This window comes from Rhizobium sp. M1 (assembly GCF_002531805.1).
Lineage (GTDB): Bacteria > Pseudomonadota > Alphaproteobacteria > Rhizobiales > Rhizobiaceae > Rhizobium > Rhizobium etli_C.
The window spans coordinates 162,594-186,223 of sequence record NZ_NWSW01000010.1 but is presented as its reverse complement, the minus strand read 5'-3'; the positions used below and the strand labels follow the sequence as shown (position 1 = coordinate 186,223).

22 protein-coding genes and 1 tRNA gene are annotated in these 23,630 nt (G+C 63.3%); 16 read left to right on the top strand and 7 right to left on the bottom strand.

Features of this window, described 5'->3' with window-relative positions:
* Positions 1–199: 199 nt before the first annotated feature.
* The 3 genes from CO655_RS11915 to CO655_RS11905 all read left to right on the top strand — a co-directional run bounded on the left by CO655_RS11915 (position 200) and on the right by CO655_RS11905 (position 4,234).
* A complete protein-coding gene (locus CO655_RS11915) occupies positions 200–1,408 on the top strand; it encodes an acetyl-CoA C-acetyltransferase (protein ID WP_097664784.1) in 1,209 nt (402 codons plus the stop codon).
* Between the two features lie 69 nt (positions 1,409–1,477).
* A complete protein-coding gene (locus CO655_RS11910) occupies positions 1,478–3,694 on the top strand; it encodes a 3-hydroxyacyl-CoA dehydrogenase NAD-binding domain-containing protein (protein ID WP_097664782.1) in 2,217 nt (738 codons plus the stop codon).
* A 330-nt stretch (positions 3,695–4,024) separates the two neighbouring features.
* A complete protein-coding gene (locus CO655_RS11905) occupies positions 4,025–4,234 on the top strand; it encodes a cold-shock protein (protein ID WP_004675957.1) in 210 nt (69 codons plus the stop codon).
* 240 nt (positions 4,235–4,474) lie between these two features.
* Here CO655_RS11905 and CO655_RS11900 read toward each other — a convergent pair whose 3' ends face one another.
* Complete coding sequence (locus CO655_RS11900) at positions 4,475–4,912, bottom strand: MarR family winged helix-turn-helix transcriptional regulator (RefSeq protein WP_097664781.1); 438 nt, start codon at positions 4,910–4,912, stop codon at positions 4,475–4,477.
* A gap of 115 nt (positions 4,913–5,027) precedes the next feature.
* Between CO655_RS11900 and CO655_RS11895 the strand changes: the two genes are divergently transcribed.
* Together CO655_RS11895 and CO655_RS11890 are read left to right on the top strand one after the other, a co-directional pair.
* Positions 5,028–5,432 (top strand): GFA family protein, encoded by a 405-nt coding sequence (locus CO655_RS11895; RefSeq protein WP_010027235.1) that lies wholly within the window; start codon positions 5,028–5,030, stop codon positions 5,430–5,432.
* 72 nt (positions 5,433–5,504) lie between these two features.
* A complete protein-coding gene (locus CO655_RS11890) occupies positions 5,505–5,948 on the top strand; it encodes a nuclear transport factor 2 family protein (protein WP_097605707.1) in 444 nt (147 codons plus the stop codon).
* 13 nt (positions 5,949–5,961) lie between these two features.
* Here CO655_RS11890 and CO655_RS11885 read toward each other — a convergent pair whose 3' ends face one another.
* Complete coding sequence (locus tag CO655_RS11885) at positions 5,962–7,164, bottom strand: MFS transporter (RefSeq protein ID WP_097605706.1); 1,203 nt, start codon at positions 7,162–7,164, stop codon at positions 5,962–5,964.
* Between the two features lie 131 nt (positions 7,165–7,295).
* On the opposite strand from CO655_RS11885, the gene CO655_RS11880 reads away from it, so the two are divergent.
* Positions 7,296–7,853, top strand: coding sequence for a TetR/AcrR family transcriptional regulator (locus tag CO655_RS11880; RefSeq protein ID WP_097605705.1), 558 nt, complete (start codon positions 7,296–7,298; stop codon positions 7,851–7,853).
* 2 nt (positions 7,854–7,855) lie between these two features.
* Here the strand turns inward: CO655_RS11880 and CO655_RS11875 are convergent, their stop codons facing one another.
* Entirely contained in the window at positions 7,856–11,359 is a 3,504-nt protein-coding gene (locus tag CO655_RS11875; RefSeq protein WP_097605704.1) for a PAS domain-containing hybrid sensor histidine kinase/response regulator, read from the bottom strand.
* Positions 11,360–11,582: 223 nt separating this feature from the next.
* On the opposite strand from CO655_RS11875, the gene mscL reads away from it, so the two are divergent.
* From mscL to CO655_RS11850, 5 genes are all read left to right on the top strand, one after another.
* Positions 11,583–12,020 carry a large conductance mechanosensitive channel protein MscL gene (gene mscL, locus CO655_RS11870; RefSeq protein ID WP_097664801.1) on the top strand — a complete coding sequence of 146 codons (438 nt, stop codon included), beginning with the start codon at positions 11,583–11,585 and terminating at the stop codon, positions 12,018–12,020.
* A gap of 337 nt (positions 12,021–12,357) precedes the next feature.
* The gene (locus tag CO655_RS11865) at positions 12,358–13,524 is read left to right on the top strand and encodes a pyridoxal phosphate-dependent aminotransferase (protein ID WP_097664780.1); all 1,167 of its coding nucleotides are present in this window, start codon (positions 12,358–12,360) and stop codon (positions 13,522–13,524) included.
* 208 nt (positions 13,525–13,732) lie between these two features.
* Positions 13,733–14,767 carry a UDP-glucose 4-epimerase GalE gene (galE, locus tag CO655_RS11860; RefSeq protein ID WP_097664779.1) on the top strand — a complete coding sequence of 345 codons (1,035 nt, stop codon included), beginning with the start codon at positions 13,733–13,735 and terminating at the stop codon, positions 14,765–14,767.
* A gap of 144 nt (positions 14,768–14,911) precedes the next feature.
* Positions 14,912–15,964 carry an enoyl-CoA hydratase/isomerase family protein gene (locus tag CO655_RS11855; protein ID WP_097664778.1) on the top strand — a complete coding sequence of 351 codons (1,053 nt, stop codon included), beginning with the start codon at positions 14,912–14,914 and terminating at the stop codon, positions 15,962–15,964.
* Between the two features lie 241 nt (positions 15,965–16,205).
* Positions 16,206–17,174: an MBL fold metallo-hydrolase gene (locus CO655_RS11850; RefSeq protein ID WP_010031352.1), complete on the top strand. Its 969-nt coding sequence runs from the start codon at positions 16,206–16,208 to the stop codon at positions 17,172–17,174.
* 63 nt (positions 17,175–17,237) lie between these two features.
* Here the strand turns inward: CO655_RS11850 and CO655_RS11845 are convergent, their stop codons facing one another.
* Together CO655_RS11845 and CO655_RS11840 are read right to left on the bottom strand one after the other, a co-directional pair.
* Positions 17,238–19,298, bottom strand: a complete 2,061-nt coding sequence (locus CO655_RS11845; RefSeq protein ID WP_097664777.1) for an ATP-dependent helicase — start codon at positions 19,296–19,298, stop codon at positions 17,238–17,240.
* A 102-nt stretch (positions 19,299–19,400) separates the two neighbouring features.
* On the bottom strand, positions 19,401–19,667 hold the full coding sequence (locus CO655_RS11840; RefSeq protein ID WP_097605745.1) for a hypothetical protein: 267 nt from the start codon (positions 19,665–19,667) through the stop codon (positions 19,401–19,403).
* Positions 19,668–19,842: 175 nt separating this feature from the next.
* Here CO655_RS11840 and CO655_RS11835 point away from each other — a divergent pair, with 175 nt between their 5' ends.
* Positions 19,843–20,103: a BON domain-containing protein gene (locus CO655_RS11835; protein ID WP_010034795.1), complete on the top strand. Its 261-nt coding sequence runs from the start codon at positions 19,843–19,845 to the stop codon at positions 20,101–20,103.
* 57 nt (positions 20,104–20,160) lie between these two features.
* A complete protein-coding gene (locus CO655_RS11830; protein WP_097664800.1) occupies positions 20,161–20,424 on the top strand; it encodes a hypothetical protein in 264 nt (87 codons plus the stop codon).
* Positions 20,425–20,649: 225 nt separating this feature from the next.
* On the opposite strand, the gene CO655_RS11825 is transcribed toward CO655_RS11830, so the two are convergent.
* Positions 20,650–20,892, bottom strand: coding sequence for a DUF982 domain-containing protein (locus tag CO655_RS11825; RefSeq protein ID WP_010034787.1), 243 nt, complete (start codon positions 20,890–20,892; stop codon positions 20,650–20,652).
* A 288-nt stretch (positions 20,893–21,180) separates the two neighbouring features.
* On the opposite strand from CO655_RS11825, the gene CO655_RS11820 reads away from it, so the two are divergent.
* Positions 21,181–21,597, top strand: coding sequence for a hypothetical protein (locus CO655_RS11820; RefSeq protein WP_348628152.1), 417 nt, complete (start codon positions 21,181–21,183; stop codon positions 21,595–21,597).
* A gap of 152 nt (positions 21,598–21,749) precedes the next feature.
* On the opposite strand, the gene CO655_RS11815 is transcribed toward CO655_RS11820, so the two are convergent.
* Positions 21,750–21,824: transfer RNA gene (locus tag CO655_RS11815), tRNA-Thr, on the bottom strand.
* Positions 21,825–21,979: 155 nt separating this feature from the next.
* On the opposite strand from CO655_RS11815, the gene CO655_RS11810 reads away from it, so the two are divergent.
* Positions 21,980–22,174: a hypothetical protein gene (locus CO655_RS11810; RefSeq protein WP_010034782.1), complete on the top strand. Its 195-nt coding sequence runs from the start codon at positions 21,980–21,982 to the stop codon at positions 22,172–22,174.
* 106 nt (positions 22,175–22,280) lie between these two features.
* The gene (gene murA / locus CO655_RS11805; RefSeq protein WP_097605696.1) at positions 22,281–23,573 is read left to right on the top strand and encodes a UDP-N-acetylglucosamine 1-carboxyvinyltransferase; all 1,293 of its coding nucleotides are present in this window, start codon (positions 22,281–22,283) and stop codon (positions 23,571–23,573) included.
* Positions 23,574–23,630 lie beyond the last annotated feature (57 nt).

The following is a 23,630-nucleotide window of genomic DNA, read 5'->3' as shown; positions in this document are numbered from 1 at the left end:
TCCCCCTTCTCCCCAGCGGGGGAGAAGATGTCCGAAGGACAGATGAGGGGGTGAGCGACGAAGGAGCGAACGGCCGCGCGCAAGCAAGGCCGAGTTTGCCGCGAGCGCCCCCTCATCCGACCTTCGGCCACCTTCTCCCCGAGGGGAGAAGGGGAGTTGAAATTCACCGGCGCCGCCGCGCCGTCAGGGAGACGAGACAATGACCGAGGTTTTCATTTACGATCACGTCCGCACGCCGCGCGGCCGCGGCAAGAAAGACGGCGCCCTGCATGAAGTGCCGTCCGTCCGCCTTGCGGCCAAGACGCTGGAAGCGATCCGCGACCGCAACGGGCTCGACACCACGACGGTCGACGACATCATCATGGGCTGCGTCGATCCGGTGATGGATGCCGGCGCCGTCATCCCCAAGGCCGCCGCCTTCGAAGCCGGTTATTCCACCAGGGCGCCCGGCATGCAGATCTCCCGCTTCTGCGCCTCCGGCCTTGATGCCGTCAATTTCGGCGCCGGCAAGATTGCCCAAGGCGCCGACGACATCGTCATCGCGGGCGGTGTCGAAAGCATGTCGCGCGTCGGCCTCGGCATGTCGGGGGGCGCCTGGTTCATGGACCCCTCGGTGAATTTCCCGGCCTATTTCATGCCGCAGGGCGTATCGGCCGATCTCATCGCCACCAAATACGGTTTCAGCAGGACCGATGTCGACGCCTACGCGGTCGAGAGCCAGAGGCGCGCTGGACATGCCTGGGAGCAGGGTTGGTTCGACAAGTCGGTCGTCCCGGTCAAGGATCAGAATGGCCTGACGATCCTCGATAAGGATGAGCACATGCGCCCGGGCACCGATATGCAGGCGCTCGCTTCCCTCAATCCGTCCTTCCAGATGCCCGGCGAGATGGGCGGTTTCGAGGCCGTCGGCATCCAGGCGCATCCTGAGATCGAGCGCATCAACTATGTCCATCATGCCGGCAATTCTTCCGGCATCGTCGATGGCGCAGGCGTCGTGCTGCTCGGCTCGAAGGCGGGTGGCGAGAGCATGGGTATCAAGCCGCGCGCCCGCATCAAGGCCTTCGCCAATATCGGCTCCGATCCGGCCCTGATGCTGACCGGTCCGGTCGATGTCACCGAGAAGCTGTTGAAGCGGACAGGCATGAGCCTTGCCGACATCGACCTCTTCGAGCTGAACGAGGCCTTCGCCGCCGTCGTGCTGCGCTACATGCAGGCCTTCGACATCGACCACGCCAAGATCAACGTCAACGGCGGCGCCATCGCCATGGGCCACCCGCTCGGCGCCACCGGCGCGATGATCCTCGGCACGGTGCTCGACGAGCTCGAACGCCGCGACCTCAATACCGCGCTGGTAACACTCTGCATCGGCGCCGGCATGGGCACGGCGACGGTTATCGAACGCGTTTGATCGGATCTGAACCCTCCCTTCTCGGGGAGGGCTTCACCGCGAGAGAATTCAGGGAGAGGAATTCCCAAGATGAGCACCTACACCAATTTCACGCTCGAAACCGACGCCGATGGCATCGCTCTGGTCACCTGGGACATGCCCGGCAAATCGATGAACGTCTTCACCGCCGAGGTGATGGAAGAGCTCAACGCCATCATCGACGCCACGACTGCTGACGCTGCCGTCAAGGGCGTCGTCTTCACCTCGGGCAAATCCTCCTTCTCCGGCGGCGCCGACCTGTCGATGATCAAGTCGATGTTCGGCTCCTATCAGGAGGAGAAGGCAAAGAGCCCGGAGACGGCCGTTCAGACGCTTTTCGGTCTCGTCGGCCGTATGTCCGGCCTGTTTCGCAAGCTCGAAACCTCGGGCAAGCCCTGGGTTTCGGCCATCAACGGCACCTGCATGGGCGGCGCTTTCGAACTGTCGCTCGCCTGCCACGGCCGTGTCGCCTCCAATGCCAAGAGCGTCAAGATCGCGCTGCCCGAGGTCAAGGTCGGCATCGTCCCCGGTGCCGGTGGCACCCAGCGTGTGCCGCGCCTCGCCAATGCCCAGGATGCGCTGCAGATGATGACGACCGGCCAGTCGCTCAGCGGCTCGCGCGCCAAGGCGATGAACCTCGTGCATCAGGTGGTCGAGCCGGACCAGCTGATCCCTGCCGCCAAGCAGATGATCAAGGACGGCCTGAAGCCGGTCGCCCCCTGGGACGAGAAGGGCTTCAAGGCGCCCGGCGGCGGCATCTGGACGCCGGCCTCGGCCCAGCTCTGGCCGGCAGCACCGGCGATCCTGCGCCGTGAAACCTCCGGCAATTATCCCGCCGCGCTCGCCATCCTGAAATGCGTCTATGAAGGCCTGCAGGTGCCCTTCGACACTGGCCTGAAGATCGAGCAGCGTTATTTCACCGAAGTGCTGCAGACCCGCGAAGCCTTCTCGATGATCCGCTCGCTGTTCATCTCGATGCAGGAGCTCGGCAAGGGCGCCCGCCGCCCCGCCGGCATCCCCAAGACGGAACTGAAACATGTCGGCGTCGTCGGCGCCGGCTTCATGGGCGCCTCGATCGCCTATGTCACGGCCGCTGCCGGTCTCCCGGTGACGTTGATCGACCGCGACATGGAAGCGGCCGCCAAGGGCAAGGCCGTCTGCGAAGGCCTCGTCAAGGATTCCGTCGGTAAGGGGCGGTTTACGCAGGACGAGGCCGCAGCCCTTCTTGCCCGCATCACGCCTTCCGCCGACTATGCCGGTCTCGCCAACGCCGATCTTGTCATCGAGGCGGTGTTCGAGGATCGCGAAGTGAAGAAAGCGGTTATCGAGGCGGTCGAAGCCGTGCTGCCGGAAGGGGCGATCTTCGCCTCCAATACCTCGACCCTGCCGATCACGGGACTGGCGAAGAATTCGAAGCGCCCGGCCGATTTCATCGGCATCCACTTCTTCTCGCCCGTCGAAAAGATGATGCTGACCGAGGTCATCCTCGGCAAGGAGACCGGCGACAAGGCGCTCGCCGTCGCGCTCGATTATGTCGCCGCCATCAAGAAGACGCCGATCGTCGTCAACGACACCCGCGGCTTCTTCGTCAATCGCTGCGTGCTGCGCTACATGTCGGAAAGCTACGACATGCTGATCGAGGGCGTGCCGCCTGCAATGATCGAGAATGCCGCCAAAATGGCCGGCATGCCGGTCGGTCCCCTGGCGCTCAACGACGAGGTCGCCATCGACCTGTCGCTGAAGATCCTCAAGGCCACCGTCGCCGATCTCGGCGAGAAGGCCATCGACCCCAGGCATATGGAGCTGATCTCCCGCATGGTGGAAAAGGAGGGCCGCTTCGGCCGCAAGAACTCCAAGGGCTTCTACGACTATCCGCCGAAACCGGCGAAGAAGTCGCTCTGGCCGGAGCTCAAGGACTTCTATCCGCAGAAGAAGGCGGATGAGGTCGATGTCGCGGTGCTGAAGCAGCGCTTCCTCGTCACCATCGCGCTCGAAGCCGCCCGCACGGTCGAGGAAGGCATCGTCACCGATCCGCGCGAAGCCGACGTCGGCTCGATCCTCGGCTTCGGCTTCGCGCCCTATACCGGCGGGGCGCTGAGCTATATCGACGGCATGGGTGTAAAGGCCTTCGTGGAGTTGGCGGAAAAGTTAGCATCGGCTTACGGGGATCACTTCAAGCCGACGGCGCTGCTGAAGGACATGGCCGCCAAGGGCGAGACGTTTTATGGGCGGTTTGATCCCTATGCGAAGATGGGGGCGGCGGCGTAAGTCGTTTTCGCGGTGTGGGTTTTACGGGACGGTCTTTGCCGTTGTGCCGTGTAGGCCCCCCTCTGCCCTGCCGGGCCCGGCAGGGCAGAGGGGGCGGCCACGGTACGACGTTAAAAAAATGCTCCACCAAGCTGAACTCGACTTTTCCGTGTTGCCGCCTTGTCACGGACACAATTCCCGATTAAACGTTCTCGCATCGATCTTGCTAGATGAACTTTGAAACGGCGTTCGCGTCGTTCCTGGCGACTTTCCTCCAAAATCGGTTTTCATCGCCGCTTGGGCTTTGCCCGGGCTGCAATCTTCTATGAGCGATTCGAAAAGGATATCGTCATGAACACAGGTACCGTTAAGTGGTTCAACGCAACCAAGGGCTTCGGCTTCATTCAGCCGGATGACGGCGCTGCCGACGTTTTCGTCCACATCTCGGCCGTTGAGCGCGCCGGCATGCGTGACCTCAAGGACGGCCAGAAGCTGTCTTACGAGCTCGTCCGCGACAACAAGTCCGGCAAGATGTCGGCAGACCGCCTCCAGGCGGCCTGAGCCATTACAGCGCCGCGCGTCTTTTAGACGCGCAAAGGACGCTGTAACACTTTGACTTGCTGCATAATTTTGTCCTTAAATCGATTCCGATTTAAGGAATTATGCAGGAAGGCTTTGAATATCATCTCCGGACCGTGACCACGGATGTACTGGCACGGTTCGTTGAGATGGCAGGGAAGGTCGGGTTAGCCCGGCCTTTTTTTGTTTTGGCTTCGGTCGCATCCACCCAAGGCGAATTGTTCAGCCGCCCGACGCCTCATCCAGCATCGCCATCACCCGCGCCATTACCGCCCGCGCCGCATCGAGCTCACCCGATGTAAAGGCAGCGCCGAGTCCATCCGCCCATCCGGCCTGCGCCACCTCGATCACCCCCAGCCGTGCCGCTCCTTCCGTCGTCAGCCGCACCAGCTTCGCCCGCTGGTGCTGCGGATTGTCGGCATAGGCGATCAGTCCTTCGCTCTCCAGCACGTCGGCAAGCCGCTGCACACCCTGGCGGGCGAGGCCGAGCGCACGGGCGATCTGCGCCACCGACATGTCGCCGCGCCTTGCCGCCGCCAGCACCTGCCAGCGCGCGCTCGTCTGTCCCGCGGGCTTTGCCAGCCGGTCGCCGGCCGCCGTCAGATGGCCGGCGAGACGAAGGGCCGTGATCGCGAAAGCGGAAAAGGCATCCCCTTCCATCGTTCGCTCCGGTCGATTCTGTTTGACAATATGTTGTCGATTCTGTATCTCATCCATAGTGACAACATATTGTCATATGCCGATGGCTGATGCAACGCCGAAGGAGGAGAACGTCATGAAGAAAACCTACAAGGGAAGCTGCCATTGCGGCAAAGTGCACTATGAGGTGGATATGGACCTCGAAGCAGGCACCGGCCGCTGCAATTGTTCGATCTGCGCCAAGCGGCGCTATTGGGGCGCCAATGTCAAGCCGGAGGATTTCCGGCTGATGTGCGACGCGGCGGAAACTACTGACTATCAGTTCAATACGATGAGCGGTCATCACCGCTTCTGCCGCACCTGCGGTGTGCCGGCCTTCGGCGACGGTTATGTCGAGGCGATCGGCGGGGCCTATGTCTCGATCAACATCGCCTGTCTCGACGATATCACCCCGGAGGAACTGGCGGCCTTGCCCGTCCGTTATGCCGACGGCAGGCACGATGCCTGGTGGAACGAACCGGCGGTGACGGGTTACCTCTGAAGCAATTCAGCAGTCGATGTCGGATCGTCGTCCTCCCGTTCGTCCTCTGTCCATAGCGAAAGGAGAACGACCGTGAACGATGAAGCCAATGCCAGGCACGAAGAAGAGGCAATCATCGCCATGCTGATGATGCGGGCCAAGGCGCTCGGCGAAAAGAACGCCGCGGAGGCGCTTTCCTATGAGGCCGAGGATTCCGTCGAATTTTCGCTGGCGCCGCCGCTCGCCTTCACCGGCAAGGACGAGGCGGGTCTGCAGGCGTGGTTCGACACGTGGGAAGGCCCGATCGGCGGCGAAGTGCGCGATGCCAAATTGACCGTTGGCGGCGATGTCGCCTTCTGGAGCGGTCTCCTGCGTATGACCGGGACCAAGACCGACGGCACCGAGGTCGACCTCTGGTTCCGCCAGACCCTCGGCCTCGTCAAGCAAGACGGGCGTTGGATCGTCGCTCACCAGCACGCCTCCGTGCCCTTCGCCATGGATGGCAGCGGCCGCGCATTGCTCGATCTTAAGCCGTGACGGGCCTCGGATGTCAGGCGGCATTCTCCGCCGTCTTTCGACGGCCGGAGCGTACTCCGATGATCCCGACGCCCATCAACAGCAGGATCGCCGTCGCATAGATATCGGTCGTCAGGCCATAGCCGGCCGATTTCGCCAGGAAGCCGGCAAGGATCGCCGGCAGGCTGAAGGCGAGATAGCTCTGGACGTAGAAGGCGGCAAGCAGGCCGGCGCGCTCGTCCGCTTTGGCGAGCGGCATGATGGTGCCGATCGCGCCGAGGAAATTGGTGCCGAACCCGGCGCCGGTGAAGACAGTGCCGATCAGCAGCAGCGGCACATTGGCAAGATGCACGCCGGCGACGACCGTCAGGATGCCGAGCGTCTTGGCCGACACGCCGAAGAAGAGATTGGCCGATGCCGTCTTGCCGCGCCTGAGATAGACGGCGATCGCGCCGCTGACCATCAGCGCGGTCACGACAGCCCCGCCCGTCAGCGGCGCGCGGCTGCCGGTCGTGCTGGCGACCAGCGACGGCACCAGCGAAAGGTAGAAGCCGGCGAGCGTCCAGTTGGCGATATTGATCGGCGTCACCAGCGAGAGCGGCCGTTTGACCTGCGGCGGAATGGCGACCCTGGGGATCAGCGAGCCGAGGGCGCCCGGCCGCCTGTCGCCGGTCTCGCGCGTCAGCCAGATGGCGGCCGCCAGCAGCGTGAAGGCAAGAAGCAGCAGTGCATAAATGAGGTGCATCGGGAAGGGGCCATATTGGATCAGCGCGCTGGTGCCGACCGCGCCGACCGCCATGCCGCAAAGCGGCGCGATCGAATTGACGATCTGCCCCTTGGCCCGGTCCACATCGACGAGAGCGGCGCCGAGCGAGGCGCCGGCAATCCCGGTCGCAACACCCTGCACGATCCGCGCCGCGATCAGCCAGCCGGGGCCGCTGGCGACGACGAAGAGGGCCATGGCGGCGATTTCGAGCACCAGGGCGAAAAAGATCACCGGTTTGCGGCCGAGATGGTCGGAGATCGACCCGGCGGTCAAAAGGGCTGCCAGCAGCGCGAAGGCGTAGACGGCGAAGATGACGGTGATCAGCACCGGCGAGAGCGAGAAGTTCTCCTGGTAGATCCGGTAGAGTGGCGTCGGTGCGGCGGAGGCGCCGAAAAAAGTGGCGAGCGTCAGCGCATGAAAACCGATCGAGGGACGCGGCGCATTCTCTGTGGATTTGGCTGGGGCGACCATATATAAGCCCTCTTAAAGCTAAGCCGTTGCGTTAGCTCCATGTAGGGCGAATGCATCGTAAAGGCAAATTATTTGCGTTTATGGTTCTGTCAAAGATTTTGAACCATAAGTGTTGGGGGGCGGGCGTAGGAATGGCAGTGAAAGAGAATCTTCGGCCGGGCGGCAGAAGCGCCCGGGTTCAGGCCTCGGTGCACAAGGCTGTCCGTGAGTTGCTGGCCGAGATGAACCGCGGTGAGGTGACGATCCCGTTGATCGCCGCCAGGGCGGGTGTGACGCCGTCGACTATCTATCGCCGCTGGGGTGACCTGCAGGAGCTTCTCGCCGATGTTGCCGTCGAGCGGCTGCGGCCGGATATGCAGCCGGTCGATGCCGGCAGCGGCAAAGCCGATCTCGAAGCCTGGGCCGAGCAATATGCCGAGGAAATGTCCTCCGGGCCGGGCCGCGAGATGATCCGCGACGTGCTGGCGGCGCAGGCAGGCGCAAATGCCTGCAAATGCTGCGAATATACCCGCCAGCAGATCGTCGTCATCGCCGAGAGGGCAAAGGCGCGCGGTGAGGCTTTTCCCGATGTCGACCGCGCCATGGATGAGCTCGTGGCGCCGATCATGTATCGCATCCTGTTCGGCGACGTGCCGGATGTCGCGCTGGTGCGCGCCCTGGTGGCGCGTGCCATGCAATCTGCGAGCTGAGCCTACTCCGCGGCCGCGCGTTTCAACCCGGAAATCTGGGTTATATAGGCGCGTAGCGCCGCCGGCCGCACCGGCTTGTGCTGAACGGCGATGTCGTGCCGCTCGGCCTCGCCGCGCACCTCCGGCGTGCGGTCGGCGGTCACGAGCAAGGCGGGGATATCGGCGCCGAACTGCCGGCGCAGATGCAGGATCGCGGCGATGCCGGTGCCGTCGTCGAGATGATAATCGGCAATAGCGAGATCCGGCGGTCCGTCACGGCCGTCGCCTGCGATCACATCGGCCAGGCAATGCACCGCCGTCACCTCGCAGCCCCAGCCGCTGAGCAGCAACCGCATGCCTTCGAGGATTTTCGGCTCGTTATCGATGCACAGCACCTTCAGCCCCTTGAGCGGCTGTGACGGTCGGTCGGCAGGTGCGATGGCCGCGACGGCCTCGGCCGGGCGCGAGATGTCGAGCGGTATGGCGATGCGGAATTCCGTGCCCCTGCCATGCGTCGACTGCAGCTCGACCGGATGGTTGAGCACGCGGGCGATGCGGTCGACGATCGAAAGGCCGAGCCCGAGGCCGGAAGCGGTTTTCGCCCCTTCGTCCAGCCGCGCGAATTCCTTGAACACGGTGCGGAATTTTGACGGCGGAATGCCGATGCCGGAATCGATCACCTGGATGATCACCTGATTGCCGCGCCGCCGCGCCCCGACCAGCACCTTGCCGGTAATCGTGTATTTGATGGCGTTGGAAACGAGGTTCTGCACCAGCCGGCGCAGAAGGTTGGGGTCGGAGCGCACGCGCAGCGATGTCGGCATGACCACCAGCTTCAGCTGTTTTTCCCGGGCGATCGGCGCGAAATCGGTCTCGATCCGCTCCAGGAGGTCGGAAAGCGCGACGGAGGCGAGCCGCGGCCGCATGGCGCCGGTATCGAGCCGGGAGATATCGAGCACCGCGCCGAGAATGGTTTCGACCGATTCCAGCGCGGAGTCGATGTTGCGCACGATCGGGCTGTTGTCGGATTGCGCCATGCGCTCGACCAGGGCGGAGGAATAGAGCCTGGCGGCATTGAGCGGCTGCAGGATGTCGTGGCCGGCGGCGGCAAAAAAGCGGGTCTTGCCGATATTCGCCTCGTCGGCCGCCGCCCGCGCCTCGGCGAGTTGGCGGTTGACGCGGGTAAGCTCGGCCGTGCGTTCGGCGACGCGCTGCTCCAGCGTCTCGTTCGCCTGCTTCAGGGCCTGGTCGGCGTTGACGCGCTGGGTGATGTCGGTGAAGGTGGCGACGATGCCTTTGTCGGGCATGGCGTTGGAGCGCACCTCGATGATCCGCTCGCCGCCGCCGAGCACCAGTGAGAAGGGCTTGTCGAGCGTCAGGAAGTGCCGCACCGTCTGCTGCTGATCGCCGGGCGCGATGTCGCCGCGCTGGCTGAGAATGGTGACGATCTCGGAGAGGGGAAAGCCGACCTGGCCGGCATTCTCCGGCAGATCGAGCAATTGCCGGAAGCGCCGGTTCCAGATGGTCAGCCGGTTGGAACTGTCGAAGACGGCAATGCCCTGGTCCATCTGCGACAGTGCGGTCTGCAGCATGTCCTGGTTATATTGAAGCGCCTCGCTCGCCTGGTCGAGCAGCCAGGCGGTGTCGGAAGAAGCATCCTCGATCTTCTGCAGGATCAACGACAGCACCAGGCGGGCCGACGATGAGCCGATGGCGCTGCCGAGCAGCTGTTCGCTGAAATGGATCAGCGCCATGTCGGCCGGCTGTTCGTCCTCCAGCTTGCGGCCGGAGCTTTGCTCATAGGTCGTCAACGAGCGCTGCATGCGCTCCTCGCCGAGATAGCGCGAGATCGCCGCCTTGAGGTCGCCGACGCTGATGCGGGTCTTCCAGCCGCGCGTGGCAAATTGCGAACGCGAATGCCGCTTGACGAAGATGCCGGCCTGGATGCGTTCCAGCGGCCTGGCATTGCGGGTGAGCGAGCCGACGATGACGAAGGCGGTATTGACGAGCAGGCTCATCACGGTCGCATTGACCAGCGGATCGGCGTCGGGCGCGGTAAACAGCGTCGCGCCGGGGAAGATGAAGCCGAGCACGGCGCTTGCCACATAGGAATAATCGGGGCCGCCGAGCGAGGGCAGGAACAGCAGATAGACCCAGATGACGAAGCCGGACGTCAGGCCGAGGATGGCGCCGCGCGCATTCGCCCGCCGCCAGATCAGCCCGCCGAACAGGGCAGGGGCGATCTGCGCGATCGCCGCGAAGGAAAGAAGGCCGATCGAGGCAAGGCCGGCCGTGCTGTCGGTCGAGCGGTAATAGGCATAGCCGAACAGCAGCACGGCGAAGATCGCGCTGCGGCGGATGTTGAGCAGCGTCTTGGCGAAATCGTCGCGCTGGCCGGTGCGGCCGGCAAGTTTGCGCCTGAGGAAGATCGGCATGATGATGTCGTTCGACACCATGATCGACAGCGCCACGGAATCGACGATGACCATCGCGGTTGCGGCAGAAAAGCCGCCGATGAAGGTGATCAGCGTGATGACAGGCATCTCGCCGGCCAGCGGCAGCGACAGCATGTAGAAATCGGCATTGCCGGTGCCGCCGAAGGTCAGCAGCCCGCCGATCGCCACCGGCAGGACGAAGAGGTTGATCGCGACGAGATAGGTGGGAAACAGGAAGCCCGCGAGTTTCAGCTGTTTCGCCGTCCGGTTTTCCACGACCGTTACGTGGAATTGCCGCGGCAGCAGGATGATGGCGAAAGCCGACAGCATGATCAGGGTGATCCAGCGGCTGATCGGCGTATGGTAATTCAGCGCCGACATGACCAGGCTGTTTTCGACGGTCTTCTGCCAGAGGTCGGCGGGACCGTCGAAGAGAAACCAGATGACGCAGACGCCGGCCGTCAGGAAGGCGACCAGCTTGACCACCGATTCCATCGAAACCGCGAGGATGAGGCCGTCCTGGTGTTCCGTCGCATCCGTATGCCGCGTGCCGAACATGATGGCGAAGCAGGCAAGCACCAGCGTCGCGGCGAGCGGCAGGTCGAGGAAGTAGAGATTGCCGCTGCCGATGCCGTAATCGGACGGATTGACCATGGCGCTGACGGTGCTGGAGATCGCCTTCAGCTGCAGCGCGATATAGGGAATGGTGCCGATCAGCGAGATCAGCGCGACGATGGTGGCGACCGTCGGGTTCTTGCCGTAGCGCGCGGCGACGAAATCGGCGACCGAGGTGAGTTTCTCCGCCTTGGCAAGCTCGATGATGCGGCGAAGCAGCGGCATGCCGAGGGTGAAGACCAGAATGGGACCGATATAGATGCCGGCAAATTCCAGGCCGCGTTGCGCGGCAAGCCCGACGCTGCCGAAATAGGTCCAGGAGGTGCAGTAGATCGCCAGGCTCAGCGCATAGACCACGGGCCATCCGCCTTCCAGCGCACCCGGGCCGCGGTTCTTGCGGTCGCCATAGCTGGCCACGGCGAAAAGCAGCAGCAGATAGCCGAAGGCAGACGCGAATATGACCCAGCCTGGAAGCATTGACTCTCCGCCGGCGAGAAGCCGCCGGCACCTCCCGCAATGCAGATGAGCTTAAGTCATTTCAGGAGCCTTGAAAATTCCCGCCCGTCTACGCCTTAAGTCAAAGACTGCACGCGGGAGTTCGGCCCGATTGTTGCGATTTGCAATTGATTAATTGCAATGAAGATGTAGCTAATGAAAACAACTGCATATCTCTGAAATGGATCGAAGGGAGACGGATCGCATGCTCAATGAGTTCAAGGCCTTTATCGCCCGCGGCAATGTCATGGATCTTGCAGTCGGCGTCATCATCGGCGGCGCCTTCGGCGGCATCGTCAAATCGCTGGTCGATGACCTTATCATGCCGATCGTCGGCGCCATTATGGGCGGCTTCGATTTCTCCAATTACTTCCTGCCACTCTCCTCGGCCGTCAACGCGCCCACACTTGCCGCCGCCCGCGCCCAGGGTGCGGTCTTCGCCTATGGCAGCTTCCTCACCGTTCTCATCAACTTTCTGATTCTGGCCTGGATCATCTTCCTGATGGTCAAGGGCGTCAATTATCTGCGCATGCAGGTCGAGCGCCAGGAAAAGGCCGCACCGGAAGAGCTGCCCCCACCGCCGGCGGATGTTCAGCTGCTGACGGAGATCCGCGATCTCCTCGCCACGCGCCCAGCGGTTTGATCGGGCTGGCGCCGGCGGCTCCGCCCTCCATGCCCAATGCTGTCCGTTCGCGTCGATAGCTGCCCCTCACCCTAACCCTCTCCCCGTAAGAACGGGGAGAGGGGACGTGCCTTGCGAGAGGTAGGTGGGGACTGGAGAGGTCACGGCATATCCCCTTCTCCCCGTCAGAACGGGGAGAAGGTGCCGGCAGGCGGATGAGGGGCAGGCGTCAATCTCCCCAGCGGGATTTTTCCGTCGCACGCCCCGGCCATTCATCACGAAAATCGATATGCCATCACTCGATATCATGGGATTTGCCGGCATAAATCTTTTATGAAGGCGGAAACCGGAGATATGCATGTCGATCATGAACAGCCTCAGTCCGCGCGCCGTAGCGGCGCCCGAAAGCGGGATCGTCGAAGTCGTCAATTATGCCCGCGGCCGGCAAGGCCTGCTGCCGCTCTGGGTGGGTGAAGGTGATCTGCCGACGCCCGATTTCATCAGCCGGGCGGCGATGGAGGCGCTTGCATCAGGCGAAACCTTCTATACCTGGCAGCGCGGCATTCCCGAGCTTCGCCGGGCGCTGTCGGATTATTATTTCAGACATTTTTCCGTCCGCCTGCCGGTCGAGCATTTCTATGTCACCGGCTCCGGCATGCAGGCGATCCAGATCTCCGTGCAGGCGCTGACCTCGCCCGGCGACGAATTCGTCTATCTCACGCCGGCCTGGCCGAATATCGCCGCCGCGCTCGAAATCGCCGGCGCGCGCGCCGTCGGCGTCGACCTGCAGTTCGAGGGCGGCAAATGGGGGCTCGATCTCGACCGCCTCGCAGCCGCGATCACGCCAAAGACCCGGGGTCTTTTCATCAATACGCCCTCGAACCCGACCGGCTGGACCGCGACCCAAAAGGATCTCGGCGAAATCCTCGCCCTTGCCCGCAAACATGATCTCTGGATCATGGCGGATGAAATCTACGCGCTCTATCACTTTGCTGGCGGCCGAGCGCCCTCCTTCCTCGACATCATGGAAGAGGGCGACAAGATCATCTTCGTCAATTCCTTCTCGAAGAACTGGTCGATGACCGGCTGGCGCGTCGGCTGGATCGTCGCTCCGCCCGAGATGGGACAGGTGCTCGAAAACCTCATCCAATATTCGACATCGGGCGTGGCGCAGTTCATGCAGAAGGGCGCCGTCGCGGCGCTCGATCAAGGCGATGATTTCGTGCGCGCCAACATCGCCAAGGCCGCCCGTTCCCGCGACATCCTCTGCGATGCGCTGATTGCCACCAACCGCGTCGAGACGCTGAAGCCGGACGGCGCACTCTATGCCTTCCTGAAGATCGACGGGGTTACCGACAGCCGCAGGGCCGCGATCGACATCGTCGACAAGACGGGCGTCGGTCTTGCCCCCGGAACCGCTTTCGGCGCCGGCGGCGAGCTGTTCCTGCGCGCCTGTTTCCTGCGCGACCCCGGCCAGATAGCGGTCGCTGCCGAGCGGCTCTGCGATTATATCGTCAAACTCTGAGAGGGCCGGCGAGAGCGCGCGCCGGACCGATTTTGCGCCGGAACGGCCGGATCGCTAAAACTTGAGCAAAGCCCGAAATCGGCCTCTAACCACGACTCCAAACATAAGCGTTGAAAGGGTCCCGAACGGCCCCGCGATAAGAAAATTGGAAAGAAAAACCGGCGCCTGATGCCCCTGCTTCTAAAAAGCGAAAGCAGGGGTGTGGGACATGGCGGTTTTGGTGACGGGCGGGGCCGGTTATATCGGCAGTCACATGGTTTGGGCGCTCATCGATGCGGGCGAGGATGTGGTGGTGCTCGACCGCCTCTCCACCGGCTTCCGCTGGGCCGTGGCGCCGGCGGCGCGTTTCTATCTCGGCGACATTGCCGATCCCGACATCCTGAAGAAGATCTTCATCGAAAACGACATCGAGGCGATCATCCATTTCGCCGGCTCCGCCGTCGTCCCGGTCTCGGTCGCCGATCCGCTTTCCTATTACGACAACAACTCCGGCAAGACCCGGGCACTTCTCTCCGCCGCGATCAAGGCCGGCATCCGCAATTTCGTCTTTTCGTCGACGGCGGCCGTCTACGGTCAGCAGCAGAACGACCTGCCGGTGAAGGAGAATGCCTCCCTCAATCCGGAAAATCCCTACGGCCAGTCGAAGCTGATGACCGAATTCATGCTGCGCGATGCCGCCGCCGCCTATGATTTCAACTATGTCGCGCTCCGCTATTTCAACGTCGCCGGCGCCGACCCCGATCACCGCACCGGCCAGTCGACGGCAGGCGCCACGCATCTGATCAAGGTCGCCTGCGAGGCAGCACTCGGCAAACGCGACAGCGTCCATGTCTATGGCATCGACTACCCCACCCATGACGGCACCGGCGTGCGCGACTACATCCATGTCACCGATCTTGCCGATGCCCATCTGAAAGCGCTGCAGCATCTGCGCAGGGACAAAGGCTCGCTGGTTGCCAATTGCGGTTATGGCAGCGGCTATTCGGTGCTCGACGTCTTGAACATGGTCACCCGCCTGCACGGACATTCCTTCAAAATCCATATGGCGCCGCGCCGCCCCGGCGATTCGGCAAGCGTCGTCGCCGATGCTTCGCTCGCTCGCCAGGTGCTCGACTGGAAGCCGCGCCACAATTCGCTGGAAACCATCGTCCAGAGCTCGCTCGACTGGGAGCTCTTCCTGTCGAACAGAAATGTCGACGACCTGCACAGCATCCACCGGGCGCTTGCCGCCGCATCCTTCTGAACGGTGCTCGGCGGCAGCCTGTTTACGGGCTTGCCGGAAATGCTCTGGAGCGATGCCGCATCGTCGTCTATGCATGGTTTCAAGCCTTTCCTGGACAGAATGTTTCAATCTGACCAGGAAAGGCTGGAACAGCGGAGGTGAACCATGCAGGACAGCGAAGTCATCATCGAGCGGCGAGGCGCTGCCGGCATCATCCGGCTCAACCGGCCGCGGGCGCTGAACAGCCTGACGCTGGCGATGATCCGGTCGATTGCCGAGGCGCTTGACGGCTTTGCCCGCGATGCCGACGTGGCGATTGTCGTGGCGACAGGGGAGGGCGAACGCGGCTTCTGCGCCGGCGGCGATATCCGCGCCCTGCATGAGAGCGCCCGGGCCGGCGACGGCCTCGCCGGAACCTTCTGGCGCGAGGAATTCCGTTTGAACCATCAGATCGCTGTCTACCCCAAACCCTATGTCGCGCTGATGGACGGCATCACCATGGGCGGCGGCGTCGGCCTGTCCGCGCACGGCCGCCACCGCATCGTCACCGAACGCACCCGCCTTGCCATGCCGGAAACCGGCATCGGCTATGTCCCAGATGTCGGCGCCACCTGGCTGCTGCCGAAGGCACCCGGCGAGGCCGGCACATGGCTCGGCCTGACCGGGCTCGATATCGGCGCCGCCGACGCGATCCATGCCGGGCTCGCCGATCGTTATATCGCGTGGTCGCGGCTCGCCGAGATGATCGATGCACTGTCGGGCCTGCCGCGCGGCAGTTCGTCGATCGATGTCGATGCCCTGCTGCAGGCATTCTCCGAGCCTTCGGGGGAAAGCCGGCTGCGGCAGAACGCGGCGACGATCGATCGCGCATTTCGGTTCGACGGCGTCGAGGAGATCCTGACGGCGCTGGCCGAGGAGGATGGCGAATTCGCCGCCGAGACGCACCGGGTGCTGCTGACGCGCTCGCCGACCAGCCTGAAGCTCGCTTTGCGGCTCTTGAGGGCCGGCCGGCGCAGCGCCTCGCTTGCCGAATGCCTCGGCCGCGAACTCGGCGCCTGTCTGCAGATGCTGGACAATCCGGATTTCTTCGAAGGCATCCGCGCTGCCGTCATCGACAAGGACCGCAATCCGAAATGGTCGCCGGCGTCAGTCGAGGCGGTGGAGTCGGCAGCCGTCGAGCGCTTCCTGAAGCCGGCCGAACCGCCGCTATTGCTCTGACGCTGTCATCTTTCTGCATGCTGTGTGCGGGCGCCGCCCCGGCGGGCGAGGGCGTCTGCGTCCTCATGCCAGCCGTTTCACCACCAAATCGTCGCTGCGTTCCGCCGAACCCATAGGCTTCCCTGTGCTAAAGCCTAGCCTTTCCTCTTCCTTGATCCGATCGACCCTCAACACGCTCCCACATAGTCTCTGCGACGTGACCCGTAACTGACACCTCTCGATCGCAAAACAGGAGCGCATCATGTCGCAGGCAGAAGCAAAAGCTCGTACGATTGGTCAAACGCAGACAAACATCAACTTGGACAGCACCCCGCAGCTCGGCAAGCCAAAGCTCGATGAGCTGGTTCCGTCGCGCTATGCGTTGCGGATCGGCGAGATCGAAGTCCTGATCATCAGCGATGGGGTGCTGCCGCTCCCGACCTCGATGCTGGCACACAATGCCGAGCCCGCGGTCCGGGCAGCCTGGCTGGACGAAATGTTCTTCCCGAAAGACGCTTTCGACTGGCCGCTGAACGTCGTCGTGGTGCGCAGCGGTGCACAGACCATCCTCATTGATGCCGGTCTGGGCATGGACCCGGATTTGAACCTGCCGCGCGCCGGCCAGTTGATCAGGCGGCTGGAAGCCGCCGGCATCGATCTTGCATCCGTCACCGACGTGGTGCTCACTCATTTGCACATGGACCACATTGGCGGGCTGCTCATCGACGGGGTGAAGGAGCGTTTGCGTCCTGACCTCAGGATCCATGTGGCGGCCGCCGAGGTCAAGTTCTGGGAGGCGCCCGACTTCACCCACACCTCCATGCCGGCGGGCTTCCCGGATGCGCTTCGCGCGGCCGCCAAGCGGTTCGTGAAAATGTACCAGAGCCAGCTGCGGCTGTTCGACGAGCAGTCCGAAGTGGCGCCGGGCGTGGTCGTCTCCCGCACCGGCGGCCATACCCCCGGCCACAGCGTGGTCCGCGTGGCGTCCGGCGGCGACCGGCTGATGTTCGCCGGCGACGCCGTGTTCCCGGTCGGGTTCGATCAGCCTGACTGGCATAACGGCTTCGAGCATGATCCCGAGGAGGCGGCGCGCGTCAGGGTCGCCCTCCTGCGCGAGCTGGCGGCGACGGGCGAGATGCTGGTGGCCACCCACTTGCCGTTCCCCTCCATCTGCCATGTGGCGGTTGACGGCGAAGCCTTCCGTTGGGTGCCGGCCGTCTGGGACTACTGAGCGCCTGCCAGGTCCGGGCCGAACCAAAGCGCGTCGCACGGATCGGAATCCGTGCGGCGCTACCTATCGCCACATGCCGCGCATGCGGGCGCCGACATCGATGCGCACCTGCCGCGCCTGCGCCTGGGCGGCGGCATCCGATTTCACCTGCGGCCAGCTGCAGGCCTCGAAGAATTGCAGCAGGGTCGCCGGAATGAAGCGGCTGCGCGAGGCATAGACGTGCCGGTCGCCTTGCGCGTTCTGTCCATAGGTGAAGAAACGTTGCGGCACGACGAGGTCGAGACCGTCGCGGGCGCGCGTCATCGCCACATAGAGCAGCCGGCGCTCCTCCTCGATTTCGGCGGTGGCGCCGACGGCAAGATCGCTCGGAATGCAGCCGTCGACGACATTCAGCATGAAGACCCTCGTCCATTCCTGGCCCTTGGCCGAATGGATGGTCGAGAGAATGAGATAGTCCTCGTCGAGCAGCGGCACGCCGGCCTGGTCGCTGGTCGCATCCGGTGGATCGAGCGTGAGCTCGGTGAGGAAACGCTCGCGCGAGGCATAACCGCCGGCAATCTGCTCGAGCTGTAAGAGATCGGCCTGCCGCGTTGCCGCGTCCTCATGCAGCCGTTCCAGATGCGGCGCGTACCATTGCCGCGCCAGCTCGATTTCCGCCGGCCAGCCGGCCTTGCCGGATTTCATCTCCTGCAGCATCGAAACGAAAGCCGCCCAGTCCTCGCCACAGCGCGGCGGCGCCGGCATGGCGGCGAGCGCCGACAGCGGGCTCGCATCCTCGGCCATCAGGTCGAGTGCCTTCTGCGCTGTCGACGGCCCGACGCCCGGCAGGATCTGCATCAGCCGGAAGCCCGCCACCCGGTCGCGCGGGTTCTGCGCGAAGCGAAGGGCGGCCAGCATGTCCTTGACATGGGCGCTGTCGAGAAATTTCAGCCCGCCGAATTTGACGAAGGGAATGTTGCGCCGGGTCAGCTCGACCTCCAGCGGTCCACTGTGATGCGAAGCGCGGAACAGCACCGCCTGCTGCTTGAGCTTCAGGCCCTCCTCGCGATTGTCGAGCACCTTGTCGGCGACGTAACGCGCTTGCTCGGCCTCGTCGCGCACGGTGACGAGGCGCGGCCGCTCGGCCGATTGCCGCTCGGTCCAGAGATTTTTGGTGAAGCGCTCCGAGGCGAGATCGATGACGGCGTTGGCGGCTGTCAGGATCGGCTGCGTCGAGCGATAGTTGCGGTCGAGCGTGACGATATTGGCGGGCGGGCTGAAGGCGGCGGGAAAATCGAGGATGTTGCGCACTGTCGCTGCGCGGAAGGAATAGATCGACTGCGCATCGTCGCCGACGACGGTCAGTCCCCGACCGCCGGGCTTCAGCGCCATCAGGATCGAGGCCTGCAGCCGGTTGGTGTCCTGATATTCGTCGACCAGCACATGGTCGAAGCGGCTGCCGATATCCTCGGCGATCACGCTCTCGCCGACCATCTGTGCCCAGTAGAGCAGGAGGTCGTCGTAATCGAGTACGTTCTGGGCCTGCTTGGCCTCGACATAGCAGGCGAAAAGCTCGCGCAGCTGTTTGTCCCAGGCCGCGCACCAGGGAAAGGCGTCGCGCAGCACCTGGTCGAGCGCCGTCTCCGAATTGACCGCCCTGGAATAAATGGCAAGGCAGGTGCCCTTGGCCGGAAACCGGCTTTCCGTCTTGGAGAAGCCGAGATCGTGCCGGATCAGGTTCATCAGGTCGGCGCTGTCTTCGCGGTCATGGATGGTGAAATCGGCATCGAGGCCGATCTGCTTGTTATAGTCGCGCAGCAGCCTGGCGCCGATGCCGTGGAAGGTGCCGGACCAATGAAGCGCATCGGCCATGACGCCGGCATTCGAACCGAGCACATCGCGGCAGATGCGCTCGACGCGCCGCGCCATTTCGGCCGCCGCCCGGCGCGAGAAGGTCATCAGCAGGATGCGGCGGGGATCGGCGCCCTTGACGATCAGATGGGCGACCCGATGCGCCAAGGTATTGGTCTTGCCGGAACCGGCGCCGGCGATGACCAGCAGCGGCCCGGCAATATGGCTGCCGTCGGTGAGCGTGCCGTGCTCGACGGCCATACGCTGCTGGGGATTGAGCTTTTCGAGATACATCCAGCCGTCCGGTCGGGCTCCCGCAGAATCACTGCGAGAAGATTAGATGTTCCTTGAATGTTCGCGATTTCAGCCGCTGTCAAGCCTGGAACGGCGCAAGTCTCATTCGGGGAAATCCGGCCCCACCACGCGCCGCACCAGCTTCAGGCTGCGGTCCGGCTGAAGAATATAGGTTTCCTCCACGCGCTGGCCGCTCTCGTTGTAGAACTGATTGTAGACGGCGCTGCCGACCGGCGATTTGGTGAGCTTCGTCCGCGGCTGGCCGCCATAGGTGATACTGCCGGGAATGGGTTCCAGCGCCGGGCTGTCGACCGAGGAGCAGCCGGTCAGCAATGCGGCGGCAAACAAGGCGGGCATCAGCACTTTCATCGTCGTCATCCCTCTTTCGACTGCAGCAGATATGGAAGCCGCAGCAGCGTCCGCCAAGGGTGGGCGAGCCTGGCACGCAGAAATCACGCGCGAATATCCCGTCGAGACCGGCGGACCGCAACGAAAACCCCGTTGCAGCGTTAACCTGGATATACCAACCTCAGGAGACGCTTAAGTGATCGGGTTTCCTGTATTCCCCGACCATGACGAACCCGGCCGACAGGGCCATGGCGAGGCGGCGACACGCGCTTCGGTCGAGAGCGCGCTCCATGCCGCCGATGATCTCGACGCCGGAGAAATCACCGTCAGCATGCTTGGTTCCTATGTCATCCTCGAAGGTTTCGTGCGCCGGCACGGCGATGTCGAACGGGCGGTCGAGATCGCTGAAAGCGTCGTCGGCCAAGGCTATGTGCATAGCCGCCTGTTGCGGCGCTGAGGGAACCAAGTGAGCCTCCGCGTGTTGAAATGCCGGATCGAAACGCTGGAGACCATCATGCAGTTGCTTCTTCGCCTGTGGGCAACGACCTTGATTATCGGTTGCGGTGTCTTTGCCGGCCCCGCCTATGCCTCGCTCGAAACCGGCACGAACTATTCCGCGCTTCCGAAGGACCAGATCGCGCTCAACGAGTATACCGAAACGGCCGCCTGCCAGCCGGCAGAGCCGCACTATCTGCCGTCCTTCATCCGCACGGCGGACGGCACGATCATCGGTGTCGGCTATATCGAGGTGGAGAATGAAGGCGGCGCGGGCTGCTGAGACCCCGATCGGCTCGAACGAGGCTCGCCGGCGTTTCCGGAGACGAGCCTCTGACCATCATCATGATGGCTGAGTGTTTTCTATCGAAACAGCTGTCTGAGGCGCAACACCTTTTGCGCCAAAACCCGGCACCTGCTCGATGCAGGGTTAAGTGAAAATTAAACAACGTACCGTTTCGGCACGACTTGGCGAACAAACCAATAACGTCCGGACGTCCTCGCCGTGCTAGTGCAGCTTCAGCTTCGCCTCTTCAGCCGCCGCCAGGAATTCGGCTCTTGCCTCCTCCACGCTCTTGCGACCGTCGAGCGCTGCCCGGCAGGTGCTGCGCGCCTTGATATAATGCAGCCCGCGCGAACTCGGCCAGAAATCCGCCAGGCACTTCAAGGCATCAAACGGCCCAGTGACCGTTCGCGCATCGGCTCCTTCGAAACCGACCGTGACCGGGCTGTTCCATCGTTCAGTTGCCATCGATGCTCCTCCAGGGTTTTCGACAGAAACAGGTGCGGCACCTCCCAGTTCCTCCGGGGAGACTCCGCTATGATAGGCATTCTAGCGTGATTTTCACGGCCAACAATGGTGAATCGTTCGTTGCTGGTGAACGGAAATGCCCACTTGGCGACGCGGGATCGCAGGATGCGAAGAGGACTACGCCCGTACGCGAAGGAGAGGCCTTAAATAAACCATATGGTGCAGGCCCGTATCGTCGATCGGTGCTCCGCCAACTGAGGGCTCAATATGGGTTTAGGTCGACATCTGATGCGGGCTGCTTTTCTCTGCGGTGCGCTCGCCACGCCCGCTCTAGCCCAAGGCGCGGAGTTGGCCGCTGAGGAGGCTTTCCTGACACAGATCTCCGTCGAAACCATCCCCAAAATGCAGCGGGGATATTTGCAAGCTACCCTCCCGGTGTACGGGACGGTCATTGATCTTGGCGTCTATCTCTCGGCAGAAAAATTTGAACACTGGTATGTCGAAGGCGTGTTCGATGGAATTCCCTTAGGGCCTCACGCACCGATTCCAGATGAAGAAGTGGTGCTGACCGGAGAATTGTTCGAACTCTGGCAGTTTTCGCCGTTCATATCTTATTATCTGGAAGTCACCGAAATCCCGGATTGTACTGCCATGCTGTCCGCTTCGTGCGGATGGCTGCCCCTCACCCTAACCCTCTCCCCGTAAACGGGGCGAGGGGACGTGCCCTGCTAGGGGCCAGCGAGGGACGGAGACGTTGCGGCATATCCCCTTCGCCCCGGTTACGGGGAGAAGGTGGCGGCAGCCGGATGAGGGGCGGCCGGGCACACGAGATATGATGTTATTGCCTGAAAGAAAACTGGTGCTGCCGAGTGGGATTGAACCACCGACCTCACCCTTACCAAGGGTGTGCTCTACCACTGAGCTACGGCAGCAGGACCAGGACCCGTGCGAGCCGGGCGGCTCAATCGCGGGAACGGGGCGGCTATTGCCACAGCTTGACGACAAGCGCAAGCCGCAAATTCCAACTTCGCGTGGATTGCGATGCAAGGGCCTTTTGGATCGGCGCGAATTCGGCTAATCCTGTCACATGAACGACAAGACCGAAACCGGCCAGCAGAGCCGCAAAGAGGCAATCGAGGCACAGGCGAAACTGCGCCGCGAGCGGGCCGCCGAAAAGCTCAGGGAAAATCTCAGCCGACGCAAACAGCAGGTGCGCGCCCGCCGTTCCGGCCAGGCCGACGAAACAAATGGGCTGCCCGCCGCAAAAATGGACGAATCGTAATGTTCCGTCCGGCACGAATTGAAGCTCCGCAAGAAATCCCCTAAACACCCACTCCTTCTTTCAAGTCAGAACTTTCAGGAAAGGCGGGCGCGGCCCGTAGGCGCACATGGATCGTATCAGAATCGTCGGCGGTAATGAGCTGAATGGCATCATTCCGATTTCCGGCGCCAAGAATGCCGCACTGCCGCTGATGATCGCCTCGCTTTTGACCAGCGATACGCTGACGCTGGAAAATGTGCCGCATCTGGCCGATGTCGAACTCCTGATGCGCATCCTCGGCAATCACGGCGTCGACGTCGCCGTCAACGGCCGCCGCGAGCGCCAGGAGGATTCCTACGCCCGCACGATCCATTTCACCTGCCGCACCATCGTCGACACCACGGCTTCTTACGAGCTGGTGTCGAAGATGCGCGCCTCCTTCTGGGTCATCGGGCCGCTGCTGGCGCGCGAAGGCCATTGCCGCGTGTCGCTGCCGGGCGGCTGCGCCATCGGCACGCGCCCGGTCGATCTCTTCATCGAAGGCCTGACGGCGCTCGGTGCGACCATGGAGATCGACGCCGGTTATATCAACGCCAAGGCCCCGGACGGCGGCCTGATCGGCGCGCGCTACACCTTCCCGAAGGTCTCGGTCGGTGCCACCCATGTGATGATGATGGCGGCGACGCTGGCGCGCGGCACGACCGTCATCGGCAATGCCGCCCGTGAGCCTGAGGTCGTCGACCTCGCCAACTGCCTGAACGCCATGGGCGCCAAGATCTCCGGCGCCGGCACCGCGACCATCACGATCGAAGGCGTCACCTCGCTCTCCGGCGCCCGCCACCGCGTCCTGCCGGATCGCATCGAAACCGGCACCTATGCCATGGCCGTCGCCATGGCCGGCGGCGACGTCGTGCTCGAAAATACCGATGTGTCGCTGCTCGAAACCGCGCTGGAAACGCTGCGTCGCGCCGGCGCGGATATCTCCGCGACCAACAACGGCATCCGCGTCAAGCGCAACGGCGCCGGCATCAAGCCGGTCGATATCGTCACCGATCCCTTCCCGGGTTTCCCGACCGACCTGCAGGCGCAGTTCATGGCGCTGATGACCCGCTCCTCCGGCATCTCGCATGTCACCGAGACCATCTTCGAAAACCGCTTCATGCACGTGCAGGAGCTGGCCCGGCTCGGCGCCAGGATCACGCTCTCCGGCCAGACGGCGAAGATCGAGGGTGTCCAGCGCCTGCGCGGCGCGCCTGTTATGGCGACCGATCTGCGCGCTTCCGTTTCGCTCGTCATCGCCGGCCTTGCCGCCGAGGGCGAAACCACGGTCTCCCGCGTCTATCACCTCGATCGCGGTTTCGAGCGGCTAGAGGAGAAGCTGACCCGCTGCGGCGCCGTCGTCGAGCGCATCAGCGAGTAAGCCTCGTTCATCCCGGTTGCGTAATCCGTCGCAGCATCCTATTTCCCTTGTCTGACG

Excerpts from the sequence above, each read along its gene's own strand:
- CO655_RS11915 (WP_097664784.1), top strand. The coding sequence starts at position 200 with ATGACCGAGGTTTTCATTTACGATCACGTCCGCACGCCGCGCGGCCGC.
- CO655_RS11910 (WP_097664782.1), top strand. The coding sequence starts at position 1,478 with ATGAGCACCTACACCAATTTCACGCTCGAAACCGACGCCGATGGCATC.
- CO655_RS11905 (WP_004675957.1), top strand. The coding sequence starts at position 4,025 with ATGAACACAGGTACCGTTAAGTGGTTCAACGCAACCAAGGGCTTCGGC.
- CO655_RS11900 (WP_097664781.1), bottom strand. The coding sequence starts at position 4,912 with ATGGAAGGGGATGCCTTTTCCGCTTTCGCGATCACGGCCCTTCGTCTC.
- CO655_RS11895 (WP_010027235.1), top strand. The coding sequence starts at position 5,028 with ATGAAGAAAACCTACAAGGGAAGCTGCCATTGCGGCAAAGTGCACTAT.
- CO655_RS11885 (WP_097605706.1), bottom strand. The coding sequence starts at position 7,164 with ATGGTCGCCCCAGCCAAATCCACAGAGAATGCGCCGCGTCCCTCGATC.
- CO655_RS11880 (WP_097605705.1), top strand. The coding sequence starts at position 7,296 with ATGGCAGTGAAAGAGAATCTTCGGCCGGGCGGCAGAAGCGCCCGGGTT.
- CO655_RS11875 (WP_097605704.1), bottom strand. The coding sequence starts at position 11,359 with ATGCTTCCAGGCTGGGTCATATTCGCGTCTGCCTTCGGCTATCTGCTG.
- mscL (WP_097664801.1), top strand. The coding sequence starts at position 11,583 with ATGCTCAATGAGTTCAAGGCCTTTATCGCCCGCGGCAATGTCATGGAT.
- CO655_RS11865 (WP_097664780.1), top strand. The coding sequence starts at position 12,358 with ATGTCGATCATGAACAGCCTCAGTCCGCGCGCCGTAGCGGCGCCCGAA.
- galE (WP_097664779.1), top strand. The coding sequence starts at position 13,733 with ATGGCGGTTTTGGTGACGGGCGGGGCCGGTTATATCGGCAGTCACATG.
- CO655_RS11855 (WP_097664778.1), top strand. The coding sequence starts at position 14,912 with ATGCAGGACAGCGAAGTCATCATCGAGCGGCGAGGCGCTGCCGGCATC.
- CO655_RS11850 (WP_010031352.1), top strand. The coding sequence starts at position 16,206 with ATGTCGCAGGCAGAAGCAAAAGCTCGTACGATTGGTCAAACGCAGACA.
- CO655_RS11845 (WP_097664777.1), bottom strand. The coding sequence starts at position 19,298 with ATGTATCTCGAAAAGCTCAATCCCCAGCAGCGTATGGCCGTCGAGCAC.
- CO655_RS11840 (WP_097605745.1), bottom strand. The coding sequence starts at position 19,667 with ATGAAAGTGCTGATGCCCGCCTTGTTTGCCGCCGCATTGCTGACCGGC.
- CO655_RS11830 (WP_097664800.1), top strand. The coding sequence starts at position 20,161 with ATGCAGTTGCTTCTTCGCCTGTGGGCAACGACCTTGATTATCGGTTGC.
- CO655_RS11825 (WP_010034787.1), bottom strand. The coding sequence starts at position 20,892 with ATGGCAACTGAACGATGGAACAGCCCGGTCACGGTCGGTTTCGAAGGA.
- CO655_RS11820 (WP_348628152.1), top strand. The coding sequence starts at position 21,181 with ATGCGGGCTGCTTTTCTCTGCGGTGCGCTCGCCACGCCCGCTCTAGCC.
- CO655_RS11810 (WP_010034782.1), top strand. The coding sequence starts at position 21,980 with ATGAACGACAAGACCGAAACCGGCCAGCAGAGCCGCAAAGAGGCAATC.
- murA (WP_097605696.1), top strand. The coding sequence starts at position 22,281 with ATGGATCGTATCAGAATCGTCGGCGGTAATGAGCTGAATGGCATCATT.